Here is a 21,520-nt window from a genome sequence, read left to right on the forward strand (position 1 = left end):
GTGACGTCGGCTACATGGGGTTAGCAGACCCTCACACTTCGGTCGTAGCATGGACAGAAGGCCGAAGTCAGCCGGAGGCCACAGTCACCCGAGGGTTGGGCAGCCCGGCCAAGGAGAGAAGGTACACAATGAGCACTGCAACCAACGAGTCCGAGGCGCTGGCCTCGCACGAGGTGGCCCTCACCGATGTCGCCGCGGGCAAGGTCCGCAGCCTCCTCGAGCAGGAGGGCCGCACCGACCTGCGTCTGCGCGTCTCGGTGCAGCCGGGTGGCTGCTCGGGCCTCATCTACCAGCTCTACTTCGACGAGCGACTCCTCGACGGCGACGCCGTGCGGGACTTCGACGGCGTCGAGGTCGTGGTCGACAAGATGAGCGTTCCTTACCTCGCTGGTGCCACGATCGACTTCGAGGACACGATCTCGAAGCAGGGCTTCACGATCGACAACCCCAACGCGCAGGGCTCGTGCGCGTGCGGCGACTCGTTCCACTGAGTTGCCCCTCTGCAGGCCTCGGCCGTGCCTCCGCTGCCCTGTTTCCAGGGTCCGTGGGGGCACGGCCGAGGCGTGCCGGGGACATGTGGGCGATTGCCGCGCGATAGCGGTAAGCTCTACACCGAGTAGTAAAACTATGTCACCCGACACTCGGATCTGGGCCTGCCAGTTTGGGCTGCCTGTGCGAGCGCCGGAGCAAAGCACCAAGAGGAAGGGCCGTCTGTGAGGTCGCAGAACCGAACCAGCAGCCAGCGCAGTCGCATCATCTCGGTCACGGCCCTCGCCGCGGCCGGCGCGCTCGCACTGTCTGGATGTTCACCCGAGGTACAGCGAGGCTGGCTGCCGACTGAGAAGGACACGACCAGCAATACGGGCATCCTGACGGACCTCTGGGTCAACTCGTGGATTGCGGCGCTGATCGTCGGCATCATCACCTGGGCGCTCATGCTCTGGTGCATCGTGGCGTACCGCCGGCGCAAGGGCGCGACGGGCTTCCCCCGCCAGATCAGCTACAACCTCCCCCTCGAGATCTTCTACACGGCGATCCCGCTGTTCCTCGTCGTCGTGTTCTTCTACTTCACGGACCGCGACCAGCGCGCCGTCGACAACCCGAACGCGAACCCGGACGTGACCGTCAATGTGGTCGGCAAGCAGTGGTCCTGGGACTTCAACTACGAGCAGGGCGGCATCGTCAAGGAAGACGTCCACGAGTCGGGCATCCAGGCGCACCTCACCGGCAAGGAGTACGACCTCGAGCAGCTCCCCACGCTCTACCTGCCGGTGGACAAGAGCGTCACGGTCGAGCTCACCTCCCGCGACGTGATCCACTCCTTCTGGGTTCCCGCGTTCCTGCAGAAGCGGGACATGATCCCCGGCAAGCCCAACTACATGTACTTCACCCCGCAGAAGGAAGGCGTCTATGAGGGGAAGTGTGCCGAGCTCTGCGGCGAGTACCACTCTGAGATGCTCTTCCGTGTGAAGGTGGTCTCCGAAGCCGAGTTCCAGGCGCATCTGGTCGGCCTCGAGAAGGGCCTCCTCGACGAGAAGTACGACCGCAACCCGAACCTGAACGAGAAGTAAGGGACCATGGCCACCTATACACAGTCGCCTTCGGCCGGCGCCCTGAGCGCGCCGGTGGTGCCCAAGTCCAAGGGGCGCATCGTCGTCAACTGGATCACCTCCACGGACCACAAGACCATCGGGTACATGTACCTGATCGCCTCGTTCGTCTTCTTCTGCCTCGGTGGCGTCATGGCCCTGCTGATCCGTGCCGAGCTCTTCGAGCCCGGCATGCAGATCCTGCAGACCAAGGAGCAGTACAACCAGCTGTTCACGATGCACGGCACCGTGATGCTGCTGATGTTCGCGACGCCGCTGTTCGCCGGCTTCACGAACGTCATCATGCCGCTCCAGATCGGCGCCCCCGACGTCGCCTTCCCGCGCCTCAACGCGCTGGCGTTCTGGTTCTTCCTCTTCGGCTCGACGATCGCCACGGCCGGCTTCATCACCCCGCAGGGTGCCGCCTCCTTCGGCTGGTTCGCCTACGCTCCGCTGTCCAACACGACGTTCACGCCCGGTGTGGGCGGTGACCTCTGGGTCTTCGGCCTCGCCCTCTCCGGCTTCGGCACCATCCTCGGTGGCGTCAACTTCATCACGACGATCATCTGCATGCGCGCCCCGGGCATGACCATGTGGCGCATGCCGATCTTCACCTGGAATGCGCTGATCACGTCGATCCTCGTGCTCATGGCCTTCCCGCCGCTCGCTGCCGCCCTGTTCGGCCTCGGTGCGGACCGCCGCTTCGGTGCCCACGTGTTCGACCCGGAGAACGGCGGCGCCGTGCTCTGGCAGCACCTGTTCTGGTTCTTCGGCCACCCCGAGGTGTACATCATCGCCCTGCCGTTCTTCGGCATCGTCTCCGAGATCTTCCCGGTGTTCAGCCGCAAGCCGATCTTCGGCTACAAGGGCCTCGTCTTCGCGACGATCGCGATCGCAGCCCTCTCGGTGACCGTGTGGGCCCACCACATGTACGTGACGGGCGCCGTCCTGCTCCCGTTCTTCGCGTTCATGACGATGCTGATCGCCGTCCCGACCGGTGTGAAGTTCTTCAACTGGATCGGCACGATGTGGCGGGGATCGCTCACCTTCGAGACTCCCATGCTGTGGAGCATCGGCTTCCTCATCACGTTCCTCTTCGGCGGACTGACCGGCATCATCCTGGCCTCGCCGCCTCTCGACTTCCACGTGTCCGACTCGTACTTCGTGGTGGCGCACTTCCACTACGTGGTCTTCGGCACCGTCGTCTTCGCAATGTTCGCCGGCTTCTACTTCTGGTGGCCCAAGTGGACGGGAAAGATGCTCAACGAGCGTCTCGGCAAGATCCACTTCTGGCTCCTCCTGATCGGCTTCCACGGCACGTTCCTCATCCAGCACTGGCTCGGCGTCCTGGGCATGCCCCGTCGTTACGCGGACTACCTCGTCGAGGACAACTTCACTTGGATGAACCAGTTCTCGACGATCGCCTCGTTCGTGCTCGGCCTGTCGCTCATCCCGTTCTTCTGGAACGTGTACATCACGGCCCGCAGCGCGAAGAAGGTCACCGTGGACGACCCGTGGGGCTTCGGCGCCTCGCTCGAGTGGGCCACCTCGTGCCCGCCGCCGCGCCACAACTTCACGTCGCTGCCGCGCATCCGTTCGGAGCGTCCCGCTCTTGACCTGCACCACCCCGAGCTGTCGATGGCCGGTGCCATCCAGCACGCCGGCACGGCTGCAGCCGTGACCGCGAACCGGAAGGACACCGCCCAGTGAAAATCGAGTCCTGGCTCTTTGGAACCGGCATCTTCTTCTTCGTCCCGGTGGCCGTGGTCTACGGCTTCCTGACGAACTGGAGCGAGTGGGTAGGCATCCTCGGCATGCTCCTCGTGGGCGGTCTTGCCGGCATGATCGGCAGCTACCTCGGGGTCACCGCGAAGCGCGTCGGGCTCCGCCCCGAGGACCGCGAGGATGCTGAGGTGCACGAGGGCGCCGGCGAGCAGGGCCACTTCAGCCCCTGGAGCTGGTGGCCGCTCGTCCTCGGCCTCTCCTGCGCCGGTGGGTTCCTCGGGCTCGCGGTGGGCTGGTGGATCCTCTTCGTCGCCGCAGGACTCGCACTCGTGGCACTCGTCGGCTGGGTCTTCGAGTACAGCCGCGGAGACCACGCGCACTGATACTGATCGCTGGCTGCCTCACGGCAGCGAGAAGGCCGGGGCCGGCACCTGAGAAGGTGCCGGCCCCGGCCGCTTGCTGCGCCCGGTGGCCTTTCTGCATCTCGGGTGGGGGTGTGTCACGATGGACGCGGGGACAGCCGCGAGCTGGTGCTGCCGCCTGCGCAGCGCTATGAGGAGGACAGTGGACAACGCAGACGCCATCCGTGGCGAACTCGACCGTTCCTCGAAGACGGCCGTGTACATCCAGCTGCGCGAGATCCTCAGGTCCCACGTCGTGACCGAGCTGTCGCCGGGGGCGGCGCTGCCTTCCGAGCGCGAGCTATCGCTGAGGTTCGGCGTGGCCCGCATGACGGTGCGGCAGGCCATCGATGCGCTGGTAGCCGAGGGCGTCCTCGACCGCATCGTCGGCTTGGGCACGTTCGTGAGCAGGCCCAAGCTCGATCTCCAGATGAAGCTGACGTCCTACAGCGAAGAGATGCAGCGCCGCGGGATGGTGCCGGACGCGCGTGTTCTGAGCTTCGAGCAGATCGGCGCCTCGGCATACCTTGCGCGAGAGCTGCAGGTCGACGAGGGGACTCCCGTGGTCCGCTTCCGCCGGCTCCTCCTTGCGGACAAGGAGCCCATGAGCGTCGATGAGAACTACATCGTGGCCCACCGCGTGCCGGGGATCCTCGACGGCCCGCCGCCTACGTCGCTCTACCAGGTGCTCAGCGAGAAGTATGGGCTGGTCATGGAGTGGGGCGAGGACACGATAGAGGCCACGGCGGCGTCGCCGTCGACCGCGCGGCTCCTCAACGTCGAGATGGGGTCGCCGCTGCTCAAGATCCAACGGCACGCTTATGTCTCCAAGTCGATGGTGGACTACTCCGTCTCGTACTACCGCGCGGACCGGTACAAGCTCTGGGTGCCCCTCCAGCGGCCTGGTGTGCGAGCACCGCGCAGCTACTCCACCAAGCGCTTCTCCGGCTGAGAGGACGCCCTCAGCCGCCCGCTGCGTCCTTCTGGCGCGGCGCGTCCGGGGCCACGCCGAAGCAGAAGGGCCCCGCAACCTGATGGTTGCGGGGCCCTTCTTGGCGCGCGGGATGCTAGTGGCCGAGGCTCTTGGCTTCCTCGCGGGACGAGATCTCCTCGTGGTGGCCGTGAGCGTGCGCTGCTGCGAGCTCGGCGGGCGTCACCGGCGCGACACGGTCTTCGAAGAACCACCGCGAGAGCTTCGCGCGGCGGCGTTCCTTGCGGTCGACAACCCCCTTCGCGTTCGGCTGGGCCGGAAGGATCTCCGGCGATTCGAACGCCACGAGACGGTACTGCTTGTATGCGTCGAGCGGGGCGTGGACCTCGATGAACTCGCCATGGGGGAGGCGAACGATCCGACCGGTCTCGCGGCCGTGCAGAGCGATCTCGCGGTCCTTGCGCTGAAGGCCCAGGGCGATGCGCTTGGTCACGATGAAGGCGATGATCGGGCCGACGAAGAAGAGCGTCCGCAGCCAGTAGGTCACGTCGTTCAGCGACACGTGGAAATGCGTCGCGATGAGGTCGGAGCTGGCGGCCGCCCACATGACGCAGTAGAACACGAAGCCGGCGACACCGATCGCGGTGCGGGTCGGGGCATTGCGCGGACGGTCGAGGACGTGGTGCTCGCGGTCGTCCTTGGTGATCCAGCGCTCGATCCACGGGTAGGTGAAGAGGACCGTGAACACGAGGCCGGCGGGCACGAGGGCCGGCAGGAGGACGTTCAGCGTGAGCGTCTGTCCGAAGACGACGAACTCGAAGTGCTGGCGGTACCCGTCGACAGAGCCCAGGACACCGGGCATGAGGCGGAGCGCGCCGTCGACCCACCCGATGTACCAGTCAGGCTGGGTGCCTGCGGACACGGGGGAGGGGTCGTAGGGGCCGTAGTTCCAGATCGGGTTGATCGTGAACGCCGCAGCCATGAGGGCGATGACACCGAAGACGATGAAGAAGAACCCTCCGGCCTTGGCCGCGTAGACCGGGCCGAGCGGGTAGCCGACGACGTTGCCGTCATTGCGGCCCGGACCGGGGTACTGCGTGTGCTTGTGGAGGACCACGAAGAACAGGTGCAGCGCCACGAGGAGAAGGATCATTGCGGGCACGAGCAGGATGTGCAGCACGTAGAGGCGACCGATGATGGCCGTCCCGGGGAACTCGCCCCCGAAGAGGAAGAACGAGATCCAGGTGCCGAGCACGGGGATCGACTTGATGACGCCGTCGATGATGCGGAGGCCGTTGCCGGACAGGAGGTCGTCCGGGAGCGAGTAGCCGGTGAAGCCGGCCGCCATCGCCAGGATGAGGAGCACGCCGCCGACGACCCAGTTGATCTCACGCGGCTTGCGGAAGGCGCCGGTGAAGAACACGCGCAGCATGTGGACGCTGAGGGAGGCGACGAACAGAAGCGCGGCCCAGTGGTGCACCTGACGCATGAACAGCCCGCCGCGCACCTCGAACGAGATGTCCAGCGAGGAGGCGTAGGCCACGGACATCTCCATGCCACGGAGCGGAACGTAGGCGCCGTCGTAGTGGGTCTCCGCCATCGAGGGGTCGAAGAAGAACGTCAGGAACGTCCCCGACAGCAGCAGGATGACGAAGCTGTACAGCGCGACCTCGCCGAACATGAACGACCAGTGGTCGGGGAAGATCTTCCGGCCGAACTCCCGGAGCATCGGCGAGGCGCCGCTGCGCTGGTCGACGAAGTCGGCAATGCGGCCGACCTTCGTCGGGGCCTGGTAGGTGGAGGCGGTTGCGCCGCTCACGAGTACTCACGCTCCCAGTAGCTAGGTCCAACGGGTTCTTGGAAGTCGGAGCTCGCCACGAGGTACCCCTCGGCGTCGACTTCGATGGGAAGCTGCGGCAGCGGGCGGCTCGCAGGTCCGAAGATGACCGCGCACTCGTTCGTCAGGTCGAAGGTCGACTGGTGGCACGGGCACAGCAGGTGGTGCGTCTGCTGCTCGTACAGCGCCACGGGGCAGCCGACGTGCGTGCAGATCTTGGAGTAGGCGACGATGCCGTTGTAGCTCCAGCTCTCGCGGCCCGGGCTGATGTTGAGGTCCGCCGGGTTGAGGCGCATGAGCAGGACGACGGCCTTGGCCTTCTCGTTCAGCTTGCCCTCATGGAGCTCGTTGAGGCCTTCGGGGATGACGTGGAACGCCGAGCCGATCGTGACGTCCGCGGCCTTGATCGGGGTGCCATCGGGGTCGCGGGCGAGCCGGACCTTCTTGCCGTTGGCGTCAGGGGCCCACATGGTGTGGCGCAGCTTGTCATCGGGGCGCGGGCCGAGGTCGCCGAAGACGGCGAGCGCCGGCAGCGGCGCAACCAGCATCGCACCGATGAGGGTGTTGCGGATGAGGGGGCGGCGCTTGATGCCGGTCTCCTCGATGATGTCGTCCACGATCTTGACGGCGGCCTCGCGGTCCTCGTCCGAGCGGATCCCGTGCCGGGCTTCGGAGACCTCGTGGTCCGGCATGAGGGCCTTGGCCCAGTGCACAATGCCGGTTCCGATGCCGAGCATCGCGAATGCGGTGCCGAGCCCCAGCAGGAGGTTCTGCAGCCGGATCGTGGCGATGTCCGAATCGTGCCCGAGGTCGATCGCGAAGTACGCGACGAGGAACACGATCGTGCCGATCACCGAGATGATGAAAAGCGCCGTGACCTGGCGCTCAGCGCGCTTCGCAGCCTTGGGGTCGGTGTCGGCCAGACGGAGGCGGTGCGGCGGGAGTCCCGGGTCCGCAAATGCCTGCTCAGTCTGACCAGCCGTAGCTACGGCGCTCCCGTGCTGGGGAGATCCGTCACTATGGTTGCCCATAATTCCCCTCATCCTTCCTGGCCCCGGACTGTCCCGGGACGGTGTTCAAATCGTTGCCGCACTGACGCGGCCTACAAGTGCTGCGCGGGGCCTCAGGAGCTGCGCGAGGTGAGCCAGATCGTGAATCCGATGATGACCCCAAGACCGGCGACCCACACGAAGAGGCCCTCGGAGACCGGGCCGAGCGCGCCGAGGTCAGCCCCGCCGGGCGAGCCCTGGGTCTCGATGGTCTTGAGGAACGTGATGATGTCCCGCTTGCCCTCGGGGGAGATGTTCGCGTCGCTGAACACCGGCATGTTCTGGGGGCCAGTCGCCATGGCCTCGTAGATGTGCTTCTCGCTCACGCCGGCGAGTGACGGGGCGAACTTGCCGCGGGTCAGTGCACCGCCTGCAGCCGCAGCGTTGTGGCACATGGCGCAGTTGACGCGGAAGAGTTCGCCGCCGTGCGTGGCGTCGCCCTCGTTGTCGAGGAGGGACTCCTCCGGGAGCGCGGGCCCCGCGCCGAGCGAGGCAACGTACGCGGCCAGCTGCTTGGTCTGCTCATCATTGAACTGCTGCGGCTTCTTGAATGCCTGCGGACCCTGCATCTGCATGGGCATGCGGCCGGTTCCCACCTGGAAGTCCACCGCTGCGGCACCGACGCCGATGAGCGACGGGCCAGCGGCCGTGCCGGAGGCGCCCATGCCGTGGCACGTGGCGCAGTTTGCCACGAAGAGCTTCTCGCCTTCGCTGACGTCCGCTGCCGAGTAGGTCGTGTCTGCCTTGGCCTGATTGGCCGAGCTGGCCACTGCATAGAGTCCGCCGGTCAGCAGCAGGCCCATGACCAGCAGTGCGAGGACTGCCAGAGGGTGACGCCGCTTCTGCGAGAGTGCCTTCACGAAATCGTTCCTATCCTTTGCCTGCCGCCGCCGTTCGGAGCGGCCCAACATCTGCTTCTGTGCTCGGTGCTACTTGAGGACGTAGATGACCAGGAAGAGGCCGATCCACACGACGTCGACGAAGTGCCAGTAGTACGAGGTGACGATCGCCGAGGTTGCCTCGAAGTGACCGAACTGCTTGGCCGCGTACGCACGTCCGATGATGAAGAGGAACGCCACGAGGCCGCCGATGACGTGGAGGCCGTGGAAGCCGGTGGTCATGTAGAACGCCGAGCCGTAGGCGTTGGAGGAAAGCGACACGTGCTCGGAGACGAGCATGGCGTACTCCGTGGCCTGGCCGGCGACGAAGAATGCGCCCATGAGGAAGGTCAGCAGGAACCACTCGATCATGCCCCAGCGGGCGAAGGCGAAGACGCCCCCGGTGCGGCGCGGCTGGAGCCGCTCGGCCGCGAACACGCCCATCTGGCAGGTGAACGAGCTCGCCACGAGGACGATCGTGTTCACGAGCGCGAAGGGGAAGTTGAGCTTGGCCGTCTCCTCCGCCCACAACTCGCCGGAGGCGGCACGCAGGGAGAAGTACATGGCAAAGAGGCCGGCGAAGAACATCAGCTCGCTGGACAGCCACACCACGGTCCCGACCGAGACCATGTTGGGGCGATTCAGCGTGGGATGTGCCGTGGTTGTCGGGGCATGAGTCGCTGTCGTCACAAGGACATTATGTCTGCAAACGGCGGGTTCGCCCAACGCGAAGCGCCCCTTCGGGGAACTTTTTCTACAAACCCTCGAAATCATGCGGATCGCAGGGCTCGCGCGGCTGCGAGGGTGGGGCGAGTCACGCATTGGGCGCCCTGCGGGCGGGGTCGATAGCATCAGGAGCGTGACTACTGCCTCTGCGTCCAGCCCTGTGACCGCGCCCACATGGCGCTCGATCATCGGTTCGCTCGTCCAGCGATCCGACCTCACACAGGTCCAGACCGCGTGGGCCATGGACGAGATCATGGCGGGCGAGGCGACGCCATCGCAGATCGCCGGCTTCCTCGTGGGCCTCCGCTCCAAGGGGGAGACGGTGGCAGAGCTCGCCGGCCTCGTCGACGTGATGGTCTCGCGCGCAACCCCGATCGCCATCAGCGGCGAGAAGCTCGACATCGTGGGGACCGGGGGGGACCAGCAGAACACCGTGAACATCTCGAGCACCGCCGCGCTGGTGGCTGCCGGGGCGGGAGCGCGGGTGGTGAAGCACGGCAACCGGGCGGCGTCGTCGTCGTCCGGCTCCGCGGACGTGCTCGAGGCCCTCGGGGTGCGTCTTGACATGAGCGTGGAGCGCGTCGCGGAGTCCGCCGAGCAGTGCGGCATCACGTTCTGCTTCGCCCAGGTCTTCCACCCGTCGTTCCGCCACACGGCAGTGCCGCGGAAGGAGCTCGCGGTCCCGACGATCTTCAACATCCTCGGCCCGCTCACGAACCCTGCCCGTGTCCAGTCGTCGGCTGTGGGCGCCGCGGATGCCCGCATGGCGCCGCTCATCGCCGGGGTGCTGGCCGAGCGCGGGAGCCGGGGCCTCGTGTTCAGGGGTGACGACGGTCTCGACGAGCTCACGATCACCACCACGTCCCGGGTGTGGGAGGTGCGGGACGGCCGCATCGCCGAATCCATCCTTGATCCCGCGGAGCTCGGGCTCGCCCGTGCCCCACTCGAGGCGCTCCGCGGCGGGGACGCGCAGCACAATGCCGATGTGGTGCGCCGCGTCCTGGCGGGGGAGCGGGGGCCGGTGCGCGACGCCGTCGTCCTCAATGCCGCAGCAGGCCTCGTGGCCTTCGCCGCGGAAGCCGAGGGACCGCTCGCGGAACGGCTCGGCGCCGCCGTAGCGCGTGCCGAGGAGTCCATCGACTCCGGCGCCGCGGCCCGGGCGCTCCAGGGCTGGGTGGACTTCAGCCAGTCCTGAGCGCCGGCGCCGCGGCGTTCAGGAGAGACCCAGGGAGAAAGCGGCCTCGAGGTCGTGGCGCGAATAGGCGCGGAAGGCGATATGCGTGGTCGTCTCCACCACGCCTTCGACCTTCGAGAGGCGGTCGGCCACGACGTCTGCCAATTCCTCGTGCTCCCGGACGCGGGCGATCGCAATGAGGTCCCACTCGCCCGTCACTGAGTACACCTCGCTGATTCCTGGGATGGCCGAGATCTTCTCCGCAGCCTCCGGGATCTGGGTCGTGTCAGTCCTGATGAAGACGAATGCCGTGATCATGGTCCTCCGATCGAGCTGGTGCGTTTCTCGGACCAGCCTAGCGCTGGGCCCGCGCCCCTGCGGACCGATCCCGGGCGAGCACCCTCTGCGCGACAAGGGCGATCGCGCGCCAGCCGAGGAACAGCGCACCGAGGAACCCGAATGCCACGAGGAGGAAGGGCACTGGGGTCGCCCCGCCCATTGCCGCGCGCAGGGCCATGCCGAGCGCGTACGAGCCAATCCACACGGCGATGCCCGTGGGCCAGGGCGCATCAGGGCGGCGCCACACGCGGAATGCCGCCCAGGCCACCGCGAGGCCGACCAGGAAGGGCCACGCGGTGGCGAGCACGCCCAGCACCGGATTCTCGAGGCTGTGGAATCCCCGGCCGAGCCCCGCGAAGGCAAGCACGACGGCGGTGTCCAGACACGCGGCGACGGCGGCCGCGCGCGCTGTGTGCCGACTGGGGGAGGGGGCAGGGGGGTGCGGGGGCGCTGTGGAGCCGGGCTGGTCGGGCATGGGACAAGCCTAGGCCGGGAGGGATCGGTCTCGCCGCGCCCTTCCCTGCCGGCGGGGGTCCGGGAAAGAATCGCGGCATGCCTTCGATCACCCCCTGCCTCTGGTTCGACACCCAGGCCCTCGAGGCCGCTGAGTTCTACACCGCTGTCTTCCCGCGATCCGAGATCCTCTCCGTGTCCCACTACGGCGAGGGTGCCCAGCGCCCGGCCGACATGGTGCTGAGTGTCGAGTTCACGCTGGACGGCAAGCCCTTCGTGGCACTCAACGGTGGGCCTGAGTTCACGTTCTCGGAGGCGGTCTCGATGCAGATCCACTGCGCGGACCAGGCCGAGGTGGACCACTACTGGGAGTCCCTCACGGCGCAGGGCGGCGAGGAGAGCATGTGCGGTTGGCTCAAGGACCGGTACGGATTCTCGTGGCAGGTCATTCCCCGGCGGCTCGCCGAGCTTCTTGCCGACCCCGACCCAGCCCGGGCGAGGAGGGCCATGGGGGCGATGCTCTCGATGCGCCGCATCCTCATCGCTGAGCTCGAAGCGGCCGCCGACGGCGTCGGCTGAGCTCGCAGGCCGCCTCCGCCCGCAGCGCGCACTGCCCAGAGTCAGCTGGCTTCGAGGACTTCCGCCTCGAGCACCTCGACGACGGCACGCGGCGCATGGTGCTCCTTGATGAGCAGCACCGCCATCTCGCGGGCCCGCTCTGCGGCGCGCTCGTCGCCCTCGGCAGAAGCGATGATCGAGCCTTTCACAAGGATGTGGCAGGACCAGGCGAAGTCCTCAGGGTCCCGCAGACCGGCCGCTTCGGCAAGAGCGGCGAGCTCAGCGCGAGTCTTGGCCAGGTAGTCGAGCGCTGCGCGCCCTAGCGGGTGGTCACGGCCCATCTCGATCAGGACGTGCAGGAACGAGCTGACCTCCGCGGTGCCTTGGCGGAACCAGTCGTTGAACACGTCGAATATGGCGAGCAGTGCAGGTCCACCCTCGCTCCCACGCCGTTCCACGGCGTCCTCGATGGCGGTCCTCCGCAACTGGTACCACCGCTCCAGGTAGGCCAGAGCCAGCTCATCCTTGGAGCGGAAGTGCTTGTAGAAAGTGGCCTTGGCCACGCCAGCCCGTGCGATGAGCTCGTCCACGCCCACATCGCGGATCCCACGGCGCGCGAAGAGCTCATACGACGTCGAAAGTATTCGGTCGCGCGCACTGACTCGCGCGGGGGGCGGCGCCTGGCTGAGCTCGTCCATCTGCATTCGTCCATGATAGGCGATTTCGAGAAAAGTAGACAGACTTGTCTGTCTCCTCTGGACAGAACGGTCTGTCTACTCTAGCTTCGGTGTCATGACTGAGACTCTGGCGCACACCACACCGTCCGATGAATCAGCAGCCGATCTTGAGGCCGGCTCCGCACGGACCACTTGGACGGACCGTGACGAGCCGTCCCCGAGCTGGCCTGCCGAGCAGGACCTGGGGCTCGGGGGAGAGGCCGAGGGGCTGGCCCTCGAGCACCTCGGAGTCGCGGACGCACTCGCCCGTCGCTTCAAGTGCCCCGGGCATGACGCGGACGACCTCCGGCAGGTCGCCCGCCTCGGGCTCATCAAGGCTGCGAAGCGCTATGAGGAGGGCAAGGGGCACGGGTTCGTTGCATTCGCCGCGCCGACCATCACGGGCGAGCTCAAGAGGTATGTGAGGGACCACTCATGGGTGGTGCGCCCGCCGCGCAGCATCCAGGAGCTGCGCCTTCGGCTTCGCGGAGTGCGGCCGGCGCTGGCCCAGCGGCTCGGGCATGACCCGAGCACGGCTGAGTTGAGCCGTGAGCTCGGAGCCGGACTTGCAGAGGTGGCGGAGGCTCAGATCGCCGAGGCCGCGATGGTGGCAGAGCAGATCGATGACGGCGACACGTCCCGGTCCGACGACGGCGTGAAGCATGCCGTCGCCTTCGCCGCGGACGACCCGGGCTACGAGCAGGTCGAGACCCGCCTCGCCCTCGCGGCCGCCCTTGAGGATCTCTCGGAGCGTGACCGCAGAATCCTGTACCTGCGCTTCCACCACGAGATGACCCAGTCGCAGATCGCCAAGGAGCTCGGCGTGAGCCAGATGCAGGTCTCGCGACTGCTCAACCGCGTGCTCGGCCAGCTCCGTACCCGCATGGCAGCCTGATCCGGAAGACTATGAGTGCCAGCGTCCCGCCCGTCGGGGGTGATGGACGGGCCGCGCGCGCGGCGAGTCACCGCGCGAATGCCAATGCGGAGCTGGTCATCGAAGCGCAACGAGTCCTGCAAGCTGCAAGCACCAAGAGAACGGGCACTGATTGGCCGCTTGGCTAGCCGTGTCAGTCTCCTCGCGTCAACGCGCGACGATGCCGCGCTGGACGGGCCGTCAGACATGTGGCACAGAATTCCCTGTGAGGGGGCCGTGTCCGGTCTCAGTCTGCTTGGCAACCGTGACCTGAGGTTTTGCCAACTCTGCTGAGACAGATCACGCTCTGACCGTCCCAGTAGAGTTGGCAATTCCGTCGAGGGGTGGCGGCTGTTGGGGTCCTCGCCATGCCAAGTCCTCTATTAGACGTGAGTTGGTGCATATGCTGGCGCTGTGAGCATTGAGCAGTCGGGAGGGACCGCTGCGGTCCTCGAGTTGATCACTGCCCGCGCTCTGTGGCTTATCAGGCAGGATTCCGCACCAACCGCAGGACAGGGGCCGATTGATTCGGCGGAAGAGGTCCCCGGCAAATTAGTGCTGGCCTGACGTATTTGAGACCGGCGTATTGTCGCTGTAATCCCCCCCATGGGCTCCCTACTGCAGGACTGATGGATCGAGCCCCAGGCTCTGTCGACCTTGTTAGATCGAATCCATTGGCGACGTAAGCTCGACGGAAGGTCGCGGCCTGGAGGAGCGCTCATGAGCCCTGAGATTCGAGTCATTTTCGTCCAGCAGGGAACAGTGCCGTCCTATGGCTATACCGAAGGCGTTAGGGGCCGGGCAGGCTGCGAGCTCGTGTGCGCGGGAGCATTGCGATACGACGTCTACCAGGTAGAGCGAATTCTTCGCGCCTGCGCCGAGGATCTCACGCGCCGACCGTCGCACGAGGCGGCCATGGTGGAAGTCGCGGGACTTGGGACTTTCGCGATGGGAGGCGTCGAACCGGACTGGGTAGAGGCGTTGCTACTCGGCATCCCGGCGCGACGGCAGCAGGCACGTTGGGTTCAGGTCATCCCAGTCGAGCCGGCCCCCACTCTCGACACCCCTGACATGGCTCGAAGTCTGGCTGAGGGGCATGATCCGGCTTGGCAGTGGCTGGTGCGCCCCTGGGACCTGCCCATACCCGAGGAAAGTTGCGTCGTCACAACCCTCGAGGTCCTCACCGGGTCTTCACCGCCAGTAACGATCTACCGCTGGGAAGCTGGTCAATGGGAGGCATTGGACAAGCCAGCAGCCGAGCTGGACCGAGCCACTGCGCGCGTGGCACCCTTCGGCCTGCTCACAGCGCTTGTTGCCGACTGGTCGCTCGCTCTGTCACTCGGAGTCGGAGAGGGTTTCCAACGTCTCGGATCAGAGTGGATACGAAGCCGGTGAAGGCCGAGGTCTTCTTGGGGTGTTGCGCTCCCGGGGCGACGTTGTGGTTTCTGACCTCCTCGCGACATAGTTGCCGAAGGTGGCGCCGGCGTCGCGGCGGTGGCGGTCAGTGATGGTGTAGCTGTAGTTGAAGGCGTCGGCGACGACGGGGGCTGGCATTTCGAGCACGAGTGCGCGCAGCGAGGCGTTGCGGGCGCCGAGCAGGTCGATCCCGCTGTCGCGGAGCCGGTTCATGATCGTCCCTTGGTGCATGTGCTTGCCGGGCTGCACGCCAGGGAAGAGCCACTTGTTCCCGAGGTGGGCGGAGGTGTTCGAGTTGGGCAGGGCTTTGAGGTGGGCGCGCACGATTCCGTCGAACGGCGGCGGTATCTCAAGCCGGTCGCCAGTGAAGGAGACGGTGAGCCGTTCTCCGATGTCCTCGATCTGCTCCAGGCGCATCTGGGCCACGCGGGTGATCGGCTGCGCGTAGAGGAGGAGGAATAGGCCTGCGATGCTCTCCGCGCCGGGGATTCCGGCTCTCGGGTTGAGCAGATTTCGGATGTGCTCGAGGCGCTGCTGCTGGCTGATGACCGGTGTCGTGTTGGCGACGCGGTAGGGGAAATCCACGGGTGGGAGGTGTCCGTGCTGGCCGGCCCAGCGGACGAAGCTGCGGGCGAGGCTTCGGGTTGTGGGCCCGCTGTCGAGCCATTGGTCCACGTCGGCCTGAGAGCAGGCCCGGGGGGTGGTGCCTCGCTGTCGGAGATGCACGAGGAAGCCGATGGCCATCGTGGTGGACTGCTTGGCGGAGAGGAAGGTTGCCTTCTTCATCGCCCCGCTGCTGTCGAGTTGGCGCATGCGGTTCAGGTGGACCCAGCGGGCGTACTGCTGGATGAGCCGTGCGTCTTCGGCCGGGAGGCTGTGGAGCTTGGCTTCGAGCCAGGTCTGGAAGCGCTCGATGTCCAGGTTCACCGGTTCGAGGATGTGATGCTCGATGCAGAGTTCACGCAGGAAGGCGACCTTTTCGGGCGTGGGGTTCCTGGAAGGCCTCGTGGGTGAGTCCATGCTGTCGTATTCGCACCAGCTGCGAACATGCCATCCTCTACTTGACATAATGTGGATTATCGGCGCTCAATCGGCGAACCGCGCTTCGCTGAAGTTGGTGGCTCAATCTCTCAGTGGCAGGCCGCCTTGCAGTCGAGGTGAGCCGTTGAGCCCTTGACCACTGGTTCGCATAGGCTCGGGGCCAATGGCTGAGCCAGACGCGTACAGCAGACGCGCGGCGGAATACGCCGAACTGTTCGGTGCGGTGGATAAAGGCATGGAGGTCGAAGGCCTCGACCTCGTGCCTCGTTCATTGAACACGCCCGAAGGCGATTCCCTGAATGTTCCCCACGCGGTCACTACTGATCCCGGGCGGCGCCCGCATGCGGCGCTCGTCGCTCGCCGAACGTGAATCAATAGCCGGCCGTCGGCGCTGGCAGGTACTGCCATTACCCGTATCAGCAGGGCTCTCCCCCGCTGTGCTTCGCGCTGGTTCGCTGGTTGCAGCCACCAGAGAACCGGAGGAACCCGCATGACCGCAACAGCCTCACCGCCCAAGCCCACGCAACCCCGTGCGGGACGTGCCCTGCCCGTCGTCCTGGGCCTGCTCACGGCCTTCGGGCCCATCTCGATGGACCTCTACCTCCCCGTGCTCCCGGCCCTCACGGCCGATCTCGGGACCCACGCGTCAACGGCCCAGCTGACCGTGTCGGCATGCCTCTTCGGCCTTGCGTTCGGCCAGCTGGCGGCCGGCCCGCTCTCGGACCGGTTCGGCCGGCGCCGGCCCCTGCTCATCGGCATCGTGGTCTACGTCTTCGCCTCCCTGCTGTGCGCCGTGAGCCCTACGGTCGAGGTCCTCATCGGCGCACGGCTGCTCCAGGGCCTGGCGGCCTCGGTCGGCATCGTCACCGCCCAGGCAGCTGGCCGCGACCTGTACTCCGGCGGCCGGCTCGTGCGGTATTACGGCCGCCTCGCCGTCCTGGGCGGGCTCGCGGCGATCATCGGCCCGGTGATCGGCGGCCAGATCGCGCTGTTCACAGACTGGCGTGGGGCGTTCGCCTTCCTCGCCGTGGCCGGGACGGGAATCCTGGCAGCCTCGGCGACGGCCTTCCCCGAGACGCTCCCCCACGGGCTCCGCACCGCCGGCGGACTCGCCCCGATGATGCACGGGTTCCGCCGACTGCTGGCCGACAGAACGTTCACCTCGTGCTTCCTCGTCGCGGCGTTCACCGGTGCGGCGCTGTTCGCCTACCTCGCCGGCGCCACCTACGTGCTCCAGGGTGTCTACGGGCTCAGCCCCCAGGAGTACGCCCTTGCCTTCGGCCTCAATTCGCTCGGGTACATGGTGTTCGGCTTCGCCTCGGGGCGGGCCTCCGAGCGCTGGTCGGAGGCCCCCGTCCTCGCCGTCGGCCTCGTGATGGCGGCGGCGGGCGGGATATTCCTCTTCACGACGGCGATCGCCCATCTCCCGGTGTGGGCCCTCATCGTCTCGCTCCTCGTCCTGGTCTCGGGCATCGCAGTGACGAATCCGCCGTCCACCTCCCTGGCCCTCGCCGGCTACCCTGACATGGCCGGGACGGCCTCGTCGCTCCTGGGCCTCGCGCGATTCGGCCTCGGTGGCGTGGCCGCGCCCCTCGTCGGCCTCGGCGGCAGCGGTGACGCGACCGCACTCGGCGTCGTCGCAGCGAGCACGACGGCGATCGCCGGTCTGGCGTTCTGGGCCTCGTTCGCGGGACTTCTCGGGCGGCCGAAAGGGGTGAGGGCGAGTGGCGCAGGAGCGATCCCAGCGCACACGAACCGGACAGCCAACGCTACGCCCCCACGTACGCGGCGAGGTGCTTGCCTGTGAGCGTGGACCTGGCGGCCACGAGCTGGGCGGGCGTGCCCTCGAAGACGACCCGCCCGCCGTCGTGCCCCGCACCGGGGCCGAGGTCGATGATCCAGTCCGAGTGCGCCATCACCGCCTGATGGTGCTCGATCACGATCACGGACTTCCCCGAGTCCACGAGCCGGTCCAGGAGCGAGAGCAGGTTGTCGACGTCCGCCAGGTGCAGGCCGCTCGTCGGCTCGTCGAGGACGTACACGCCGCCCTTCTCCCCCATGTGGGTGGCGAGCCGGAGCCGCTGCCGCTCCCCCCCGGAAAGCGTGTTGAGCGGCTGCCCCAACGTGAGGTAGCCCAGACCCACGTCCTCGAAGCGGCCGAGGATCGCCGCGGCCGCGGGCGTCTTGGCCTCGCCGTCGGAGAAGAACGCCCTGGCCTCGGCCGCGGAGAGGTCCAAGACCTCGGCGATGTTGAGCCCGCCGAGCCGCAGTCCGAGGACCGACGCCTGGAAGCGCTTGCCCCCGCAGTCCTCGCACGGCGTGGAAACCGTCTCCATGAACCCGAGCTCGGTGAAGACCATGCCGTTGCCATTGCACGTCGGGCACGCGCCCTCGGAGTTCGAGGAGAAGAGCGCCGGCTTCACCCCGTTCGCCTTCGCGAACGCCTTCCGGATCGGCTCGAGGAGGCCGGTGTAGGTGGCCGGATTGCTGCGACGGGACCCCTTGATCGCGGACTGGTCCACCGAAACAACGTCCGCCGACGCGGGGAGGGCGCCGTGGATGAGCGAGCTCTTCCCGGACCCAGCGACGCCGGTCACCACGCACAGCACGCCGAGGGGCACGTCCACATCGACGTTCTGGAGGTTGTGCAGGTCCGCGCCCCGGACCTCCACGGCGCCGGTGGGCGTGCGGACGGAGTCTTTGAGCGAGGCCCGGTGGCCGAGGTGCCGGCCAGTGAGCGTGCCGCTGGCCCGCAGCCCCGCGAGGGTGCCCTCGAAGCAGACCGCCCCGCCCGCGCGTCCGGCCCCTGGGCCGAGGTCGACCACGTGGTCCGCGATCGTGATGGTCTCCGGCTTGTGCTCGACCACGAGCACGGTGTTCCCCTTGTCCCGCAGGTCTGTCAGGAGCCGGTTCATGCGCTCGATGTCGTGGGGATGGAGTCCCACGGTCGGCTCGTCGAAGACGTAGGTGACGTCCGTCAGGGCCGAGCCGAGGTGCCGGATCATCTTGGTCCGCTGGGCCTCTCCCCCGGACAGCGAGCCGGAGGGCCTGTCCAGGGAGAGGTAGCCGAGCCCGATCCCGGTAAAGGACTCGAGGAGGTGCGTCAGGTTCGCGACGAGCGGGGCCACACCCGGATCGTCGATCCCGCGGACCCATTCGGCGGCGTCCGTGATCTGCATGGCGCACACGTCGGCGATGCTCGCGCCGCGGATCCTCGAGGACCTAGCGGCATCGTTCAGGCGCGTTCCCCCGCATGCCGGGCATTCGGCGAAGACCGCGGCCCGCTCGACGAACGCCTTGATGTGGGGCTGGAGCGACTCGGGGTCCTTGCTGAACATGGACTTGCGGATCTTGGGGATGAGGCCCTCGTACGTGACGTTGATGCCGCCGGCCTTGACCTTCACCGGCTCGCGGTAGAGGAAGTCGTGGCGCTCCTTCTCGGTGAACTCGCGCACGGGCTTGGACGCGTCGTAGAAGCCGGACTCGATGAAGGCCTTCACCATCCACCCGTCCGCGGTGTAGCCGGGCACCTTGATGGCACCCTCGGCGAGGGACTTGTCCTCGTCGACGATCTCGCGCAGGTCCAGGTCGGAGACCGTGCCCCGGCCCTCGCATTGGGCGCACATCCCGCCGTGGTAGACGACGTCGCGCACCACCGTCTTCTGCCCGGCGCCCTTCGCTGTGGTCATCACGCCGCTGGCCTTGCGTTCGGGAACGTTGAACGAGAATGCGGTGGGCGGCCCGATCCTCGGCGTCCCGAGCCTGCTGAAGAGCACGCGCAGCATCGCGTTGGCGTCCGTGACCGTGCCGACGGTTGAGCGCGCGTTCGCGCCCAGCCGCTCCTGGTCCACCACGATCGCGGGTGTGATCCCCTCGAGGTAGTCGTAGTCAGGCCGGGCGAGGTTCGGCATGAACCCCTGCACGAACGTCGAGTACGTCTCGTTGATGAGCCGCTGGGACTCCGCTGCGATCGTGCCGAACACGAGCGAGCTCTTGCCCGAGCCGGAGACACCCGTGAAGACGGTCAGCCGGCGCTTGGGAATATCGAGGTCGATCCCCTGGAGGTTGTTCTCCCGGGCGCCCCGGACGCGGATCAGGTCATGGCTGTCGGCGGCGTGCATGGCAGCAGTCTAGGGTCGCTACCGGAGCCCCTTGGCGGCGGCGTACTGCGCGAGTCTCCCGCTCTGCAGGGCAGCGGCGACTTCGTCGATCCCTGCCTGGTCCGGGATCACGATCGACTGCCCGTCGGGCGAGGTCCCCGTGCCGGCCGTGGGGAGCGTGAAGAAGATGCTCCTGCCCGCGTCGACTCCGCGCAGGCCATACGCGAGCGTGGCCATCTCGCGCGCCGAGAACCCGGGCTCCCCCGTCACATACGGGGTGACCGCGGCGATGACGCGGATCGCGCTCGCGGGGTCGCGCACTTTCCCTCCCCGCAGCAGCGTGTCGATGATGCCGCGCACGAAGGCCTGCTGGTTGCGCACACGCTGGTAGTCGCCGTCCGGGAAGGTGTACCGCTCGCGCACGAACTCGAGCGCCGCCTGACCGCTGAGCGTCATGGGTCCTGCCTTGAAGGTGCTGTGCGTGTCGTGGGTCGCGGTGAAAGATACGGGGACGTTGACCTTGATCCCCCCGAGCGCCTGCGTGAGCCGCTTGAAGCCCTCGAAGTCGATCATGACCCAGTGGCTGATCCGCGTGTGGAGGAGGTTGCCGACGGTGAGGGAGGTCAGCGGAGGACCGCCCATCTCGAGTGCGGCATTGATCTTGGCCGGGCCGTGGCCGGGGATGTCGATCCAGGTGTCGCGCATGATCGAGATGCCGTACACGCGCTTCCGGTCCGCCGGGACGTGGACGAGCATGAGCATGTCCGAGCGGTGGTCCGCGCTTCCGCCGGCGGACTGCCGTGAGGCCGCCTCGCGCGCGTTGCCGCGGATGTCGCTGCCGATCACGAGGACGTTGAGTGCCCCGGGAGGGAGCGCGGGAAGGGTGGCCGCGGGCTTCGCGGTGGGCTTCGGGGTGGCCGACGCCGTAGGGCTGGGCGTCGCTGTCGGCTCGGCGGCGGGTTCGCCGCCCCGGGGCAGGGTGACGAGCATGGCGGCGACGAGTGCGCCGATGAGGGCGAGCAGGCCTGCCACCGCGAAGGCGAGCCGGCGCCGGCCGCCCGGACCACCGGGGGCGCCGCCCATGTCCTCCGGGCCGCCGGTCTCCTCCGCGCCGCTGCCGCCCGAGGCCCCCGCGTCGTCGGGGCCGCTGTTCCCATCGGGGCCGCTGCTCATGGAATCAGAATGGCACTCGGTGGCCGCCGCGGCGAGGGGTGTTTCCGGTTTGTGATGTGCCGGTCAGCAGCAGCCCCGCGCCCGCGCTGGAGGGCACATGCGGACGGCCGGACCGAGAGGTCGACCCCTCCGGTCCGGCCGTTCCTGCCAGTCTGGCTGTTTCCCGCCAGACGGCCTGTGGCCTCAGATGTCCTCGGCCGGGCTCACGGTGAAGGTGTCCGGCCCGCTGCGGGTCACGCGGACGTGCTCGCGCGGGGCGTTCGCCTTCGAGGAGACGTGGGCGATGGCCTCGTCAAGAGTGTGGTCGAGTGTCGCGCGGTCCCAGATCTTCAGGGTCACTGCGTGGGGGTGAGAGTCAAAGGTCATGCGTCGTTGCCTTCCCAGATCCTCAGGAGCGCCGCTCCTGGGCACCTCGTCCTTGAGGCAGCCGTGCTCCAGCCTAGGACGGGCGGCGCCCCACCGGACCCGGCCTGTGACCCACTCCACACGAGCTCTGCATCA

Annotated in this window: 22 protein-coding genes; 11 read left to right on the forward strand and 11 right to left on the reverse strand. The window is 67.4% G+C overall.

Annotated elements, in window-relative coordinates; all coding sequences use genetic code 11:
* Window positions 1-128: 128 nt before the first annotated feature.
* The 5 genes from ABCQ75_RS11090 (at window position 129) to ABCQ75_RS11110 (ending at window position 4,667) form a co-directional block, all read left to right on the forward strand.
* Entirely contained in the window at window positions 129-491 is a 363-nt protein-coding gene (locus ABCQ75_RS11090) for a HesB/IscA family protein (protein ID WP_345885435.1), read from the forward strand.
* A gap of 222 nt (window positions 492-713) precedes the next feature.
* Entirely contained in the window at window positions 714-1,571 is an 858-nt protein-coding gene (gene ctaC / locus ABCQ75_RS11095; RefSeq protein ID WP_345885436.1) for an aa3-type cytochrome oxidase subunit II, read from the forward strand.
* A gap of 6 nt (window positions 1,572-1,577) precedes the next feature.
* Window positions 1,578-3,299 (forward strand): aa3-type cytochrome oxidase subunit I, encoded by a 1,722-nt coding sequence (gene ctaD, locus ABCQ75_RS11100; protein ID WP_345885437.1) that lies wholly within the window; start codon window positions 1,578-1,580, stop codon window positions 3,297-3,299.
* Complete coding sequence (locus tag ABCQ75_RS11105) at window positions 3,296-3,697, forward strand: cytochrome c oxidase subunit 4 (protein WP_345885438.1); 402 nt, start codon at window positions 3,296-3,298, stop codon at window positions 3,695-3,697. The genes ctaD and ABCQ75_RS11105 overlap by 4 nt, the downstream gene beginning before the upstream one ends.
* Before the next feature lie 181 nt (window positions 3,698-3,878).
* On the forward strand, window positions 3,879-4,667 hold the full coding sequence (locus tag ABCQ75_RS11110) for a GntR family transcriptional regulator (protein WP_345885439.1): 789 nt from the start codon (window positions 3,879-3,881) through the stop codon (window positions 4,665-4,667).
* Between the two features lie 115 nt (window positions 4,668-4,782).
* On the opposite strand, the gene qcrB is transcribed toward ABCQ75_RS11110, so the two are convergent.
* The 4 genes from qcrB to ctaE all read right to left on the reverse strand — a co-directional run bounded on the left by qcrB (window position 4,783) and on the right by ctaE (window position 9,100).
* Complete coding sequence (gene qcrB / locus ABCQ75_RS11115) at window positions 4,783-6,465, reverse strand: cytochrome bc1 complex cytochrome b subunit (RefSeq protein ID WP_460985764.1); 1,683 nt, start codon at window positions 6,463-6,465, stop codon at window positions 4,783-4,785.
* On the reverse strand, window positions 6,462-7,514 hold the full coding sequence (qcrA, locus tag ABCQ75_RS11120; protein ID WP_345885440.1) for a cytochrome bc1 complex Rieske iron-sulfur subunit: 1,053 nt from the start codon (window positions 7,512-7,514) through the stop codon (window positions 6,462-6,464). Before qcrA ends, qcrB begins: the two co-directional genes overlap by 4 nt.
* 92 nt (window positions 7,515-7,606) lie before the next feature.
* Entirely contained in the window at window positions 7,607-8,392 is a 786-nt protein-coding gene (gene qcrC, locus ABCQ75_RS11125; RefSeq protein WP_345885441.1) for a cytochrome bc1 complex diheme cytochrome c subunit, read from the reverse strand.
* Between the two features lie 69 nt (window positions 8,393-8,461).
* Window positions 8,462-9,100, reverse strand: a complete 639-nt coding sequence (ctaE, locus tag ABCQ75_RS11130; RefSeq protein ID WP_460985763.1) for an aa3-type cytochrome oxidase subunit III — start codon at window positions 9,098-9,100, stop codon at window positions 8,462-8,464.
* A 169-nt stretch (window positions 9,101-9,269) separates the two neighbouring features.
* On the opposite strand from ctaE, the gene trpD reads away from it, so the two are divergent.
* Window positions 9,270-10,331, forward strand: a complete 1,062-nt coding sequence (trpD, locus tag ABCQ75_RS11135; RefSeq protein ID WP_345885443.1) for an anthranilate phosphoribosyltransferase — start codon at window positions 9,270-9,272, stop codon at window positions 10,329-10,331.
* An 18-nt stretch (window positions 10,332-10,349) separates the two neighbouring features.
* On the opposite strand, the gene ABCQ75_RS11140 is transcribed toward trpD, so the two are convergent.
* Complete coding sequence (locus ABCQ75_RS11140) at window positions 10,350-10,628, reverse strand: Lrp/AsnC family transcriptional regulator (RefSeq protein WP_345885444.1); 279 nt, start codon at window positions 10,626-10,628, stop codon at window positions 10,350-10,352.
* A gap of 37 nt (window positions 10,629-10,665) precedes the next feature.
* On the reverse strand, window positions 10,666-11,124 hold the full coding sequence (locus tag ABCQ75_RS11145; RefSeq protein ID WP_345885445.1) for a DUF3054 domain-containing protein: 459 nt from the start codon (window positions 11,122-11,124) through the stop codon (window positions 10,666-10,668).
* 77 nt (window positions 11,125-11,201) lie between these two features.
* Here ABCQ75_RS11145 and ABCQ75_RS11150 point away from each other — a divergent pair, with 77 nt between their 5' ends.
* Window positions 11,202-11,681 carry a VOC family protein gene (locus ABCQ75_RS11150; RefSeq protein WP_345885446.1) on the forward strand — a complete coding sequence of 160 codons (480 nt, stop codon included), beginning with the start codon at window positions 11,202-11,204 and terminating at the stop codon, window positions 11,679-11,681.
* A 41-nt stretch (window positions 11,682-11,722) separates the two neighbouring features.
* Here the strand turns inward: ABCQ75_RS11150 and ABCQ75_RS11155 are convergent, their stop codons facing one another.
* A complete protein-coding gene (locus ABCQ75_RS11155) occupies window positions 11,723-12,364 on the reverse strand; it encodes a TetR/AcrR family transcriptional regulator (RefSeq protein ID WP_345885447.1) in 642 nt (213 codons plus the stop codon).
* An 88-nt stretch (window positions 12,365-12,452) separates the two neighbouring features.
* Here ABCQ75_RS11155 and ABCQ75_RS11160 point away from each other — a divergent pair, with 88 nt between their 5' ends.
* Window positions 12,453-13,271: a sigma-70 family RNA polymerase sigma factor gene (locus ABCQ75_RS11160; protein ID WP_345885448.1), complete on the forward strand. Its 819-nt coding sequence runs from the start codon at window positions 12,453-12,455 to the stop codon at window positions 13,269-13,271.
* Between the two features lie 738 nt (window positions 13,272-14,009).
* Complete coding sequence (locus ABCQ75_RS11165; protein ID WP_345885449.1) at window positions 14,010-14,684, forward strand: hypothetical protein; 675 nt, start codon at window positions 14,010-14,012, stop codon at window positions 14,682-14,684.
* Here the strand turns inward: ABCQ75_RS11165 and ABCQ75_RS11170 are convergent.
* Window positions 14,661-15,725, reverse strand: coding sequence for a hypothetical protein (locus ABCQ75_RS11170; RefSeq protein ID WP_345885450.1), 1,065 nt, complete (start codon window positions 15,723-15,725; stop codon window positions 14,661-14,663). The two genes, ABCQ75_RS11165 and ABCQ75_RS11170, sit on opposite strands and share 24 nt — an antisense overlap.
* A gap of 184 nt (window positions 15,726-15,909) precedes the next feature.
* On the opposite strand from ABCQ75_RS11170, the gene ABCQ75_RS11175 reads away from it, so the two are divergent.
* Window positions 15,910-16,116, forward strand: a complete 207-nt coding sequence (locus tag ABCQ75_RS11175) for a hypothetical protein (protein WP_345885451.1) — start codon at window positions 15,910-15,912, stop codon at window positions 16,114-16,116.
* Window positions 16,117-16,236: 120 nt separating this feature from the next.
* Window positions 16,237-17,553 (forward strand): multidrug effflux MFS transporter, encoded by a 1,317-nt coding sequence (locus tag ABCQ75_RS11180; RefSeq protein WP_345885452.1) that lies wholly within the window; start codon window positions 16,237-16,239, stop codon window positions 17,551-17,553.
* Here the strand turns inward: ABCQ75_RS11180 and ABCQ75_RS11185 are convergent.
* From ABCQ75_RS11185 to ABCQ75_RS11195, 3 genes are all read right to left on the reverse strand, one after another.
* Window positions 17,516-19,867 carry an ATP-binding cassette domain-containing protein gene (locus ABCQ75_RS11185; protein WP_345885453.1) on the reverse strand — a complete coding sequence of 784 codons (2,352 nt, stop codon included), beginning with the start codon at window positions 19,865-19,867 and terminating at the stop codon, window positions 17,516-17,518. The two genes, ABCQ75_RS11180 and ABCQ75_RS11185, sit on opposite strands and share 38 nt — an antisense overlap.
* 18 nt (window positions 19,868-19,885) lie before the next feature.
* Entirely contained in the window at window positions 19,886-21,019 is a 1,134-nt protein-coding gene (locus ABCQ75_RS11190) for an LCP family protein (protein WP_345885454.1), read from the reverse strand.
* Between the two features lie 183 nt (window positions 21,020-21,202).
* On the reverse strand, window positions 21,203-21,385 hold the full coding sequence (locus tag ABCQ75_RS11195; protein WP_345885455.1) for a hypothetical protein: 183 nt from the start codon (window positions 21,383-21,385) through the stop codon (window positions 21,203-21,205).
* Between the last annotated feature and the right edge of the window lie 135 nt (window positions 21,386-21,520).

The organism is Sinomonas halotolerans (assembly GCF_039615075.1).
Taxonomy (GTDB): domain Bacteria; phylum Actinomycetota; class Actinomycetes; order Actinomycetales; family Micrococcaceae; genus Sinomonas; species Sinomonas halotolerans.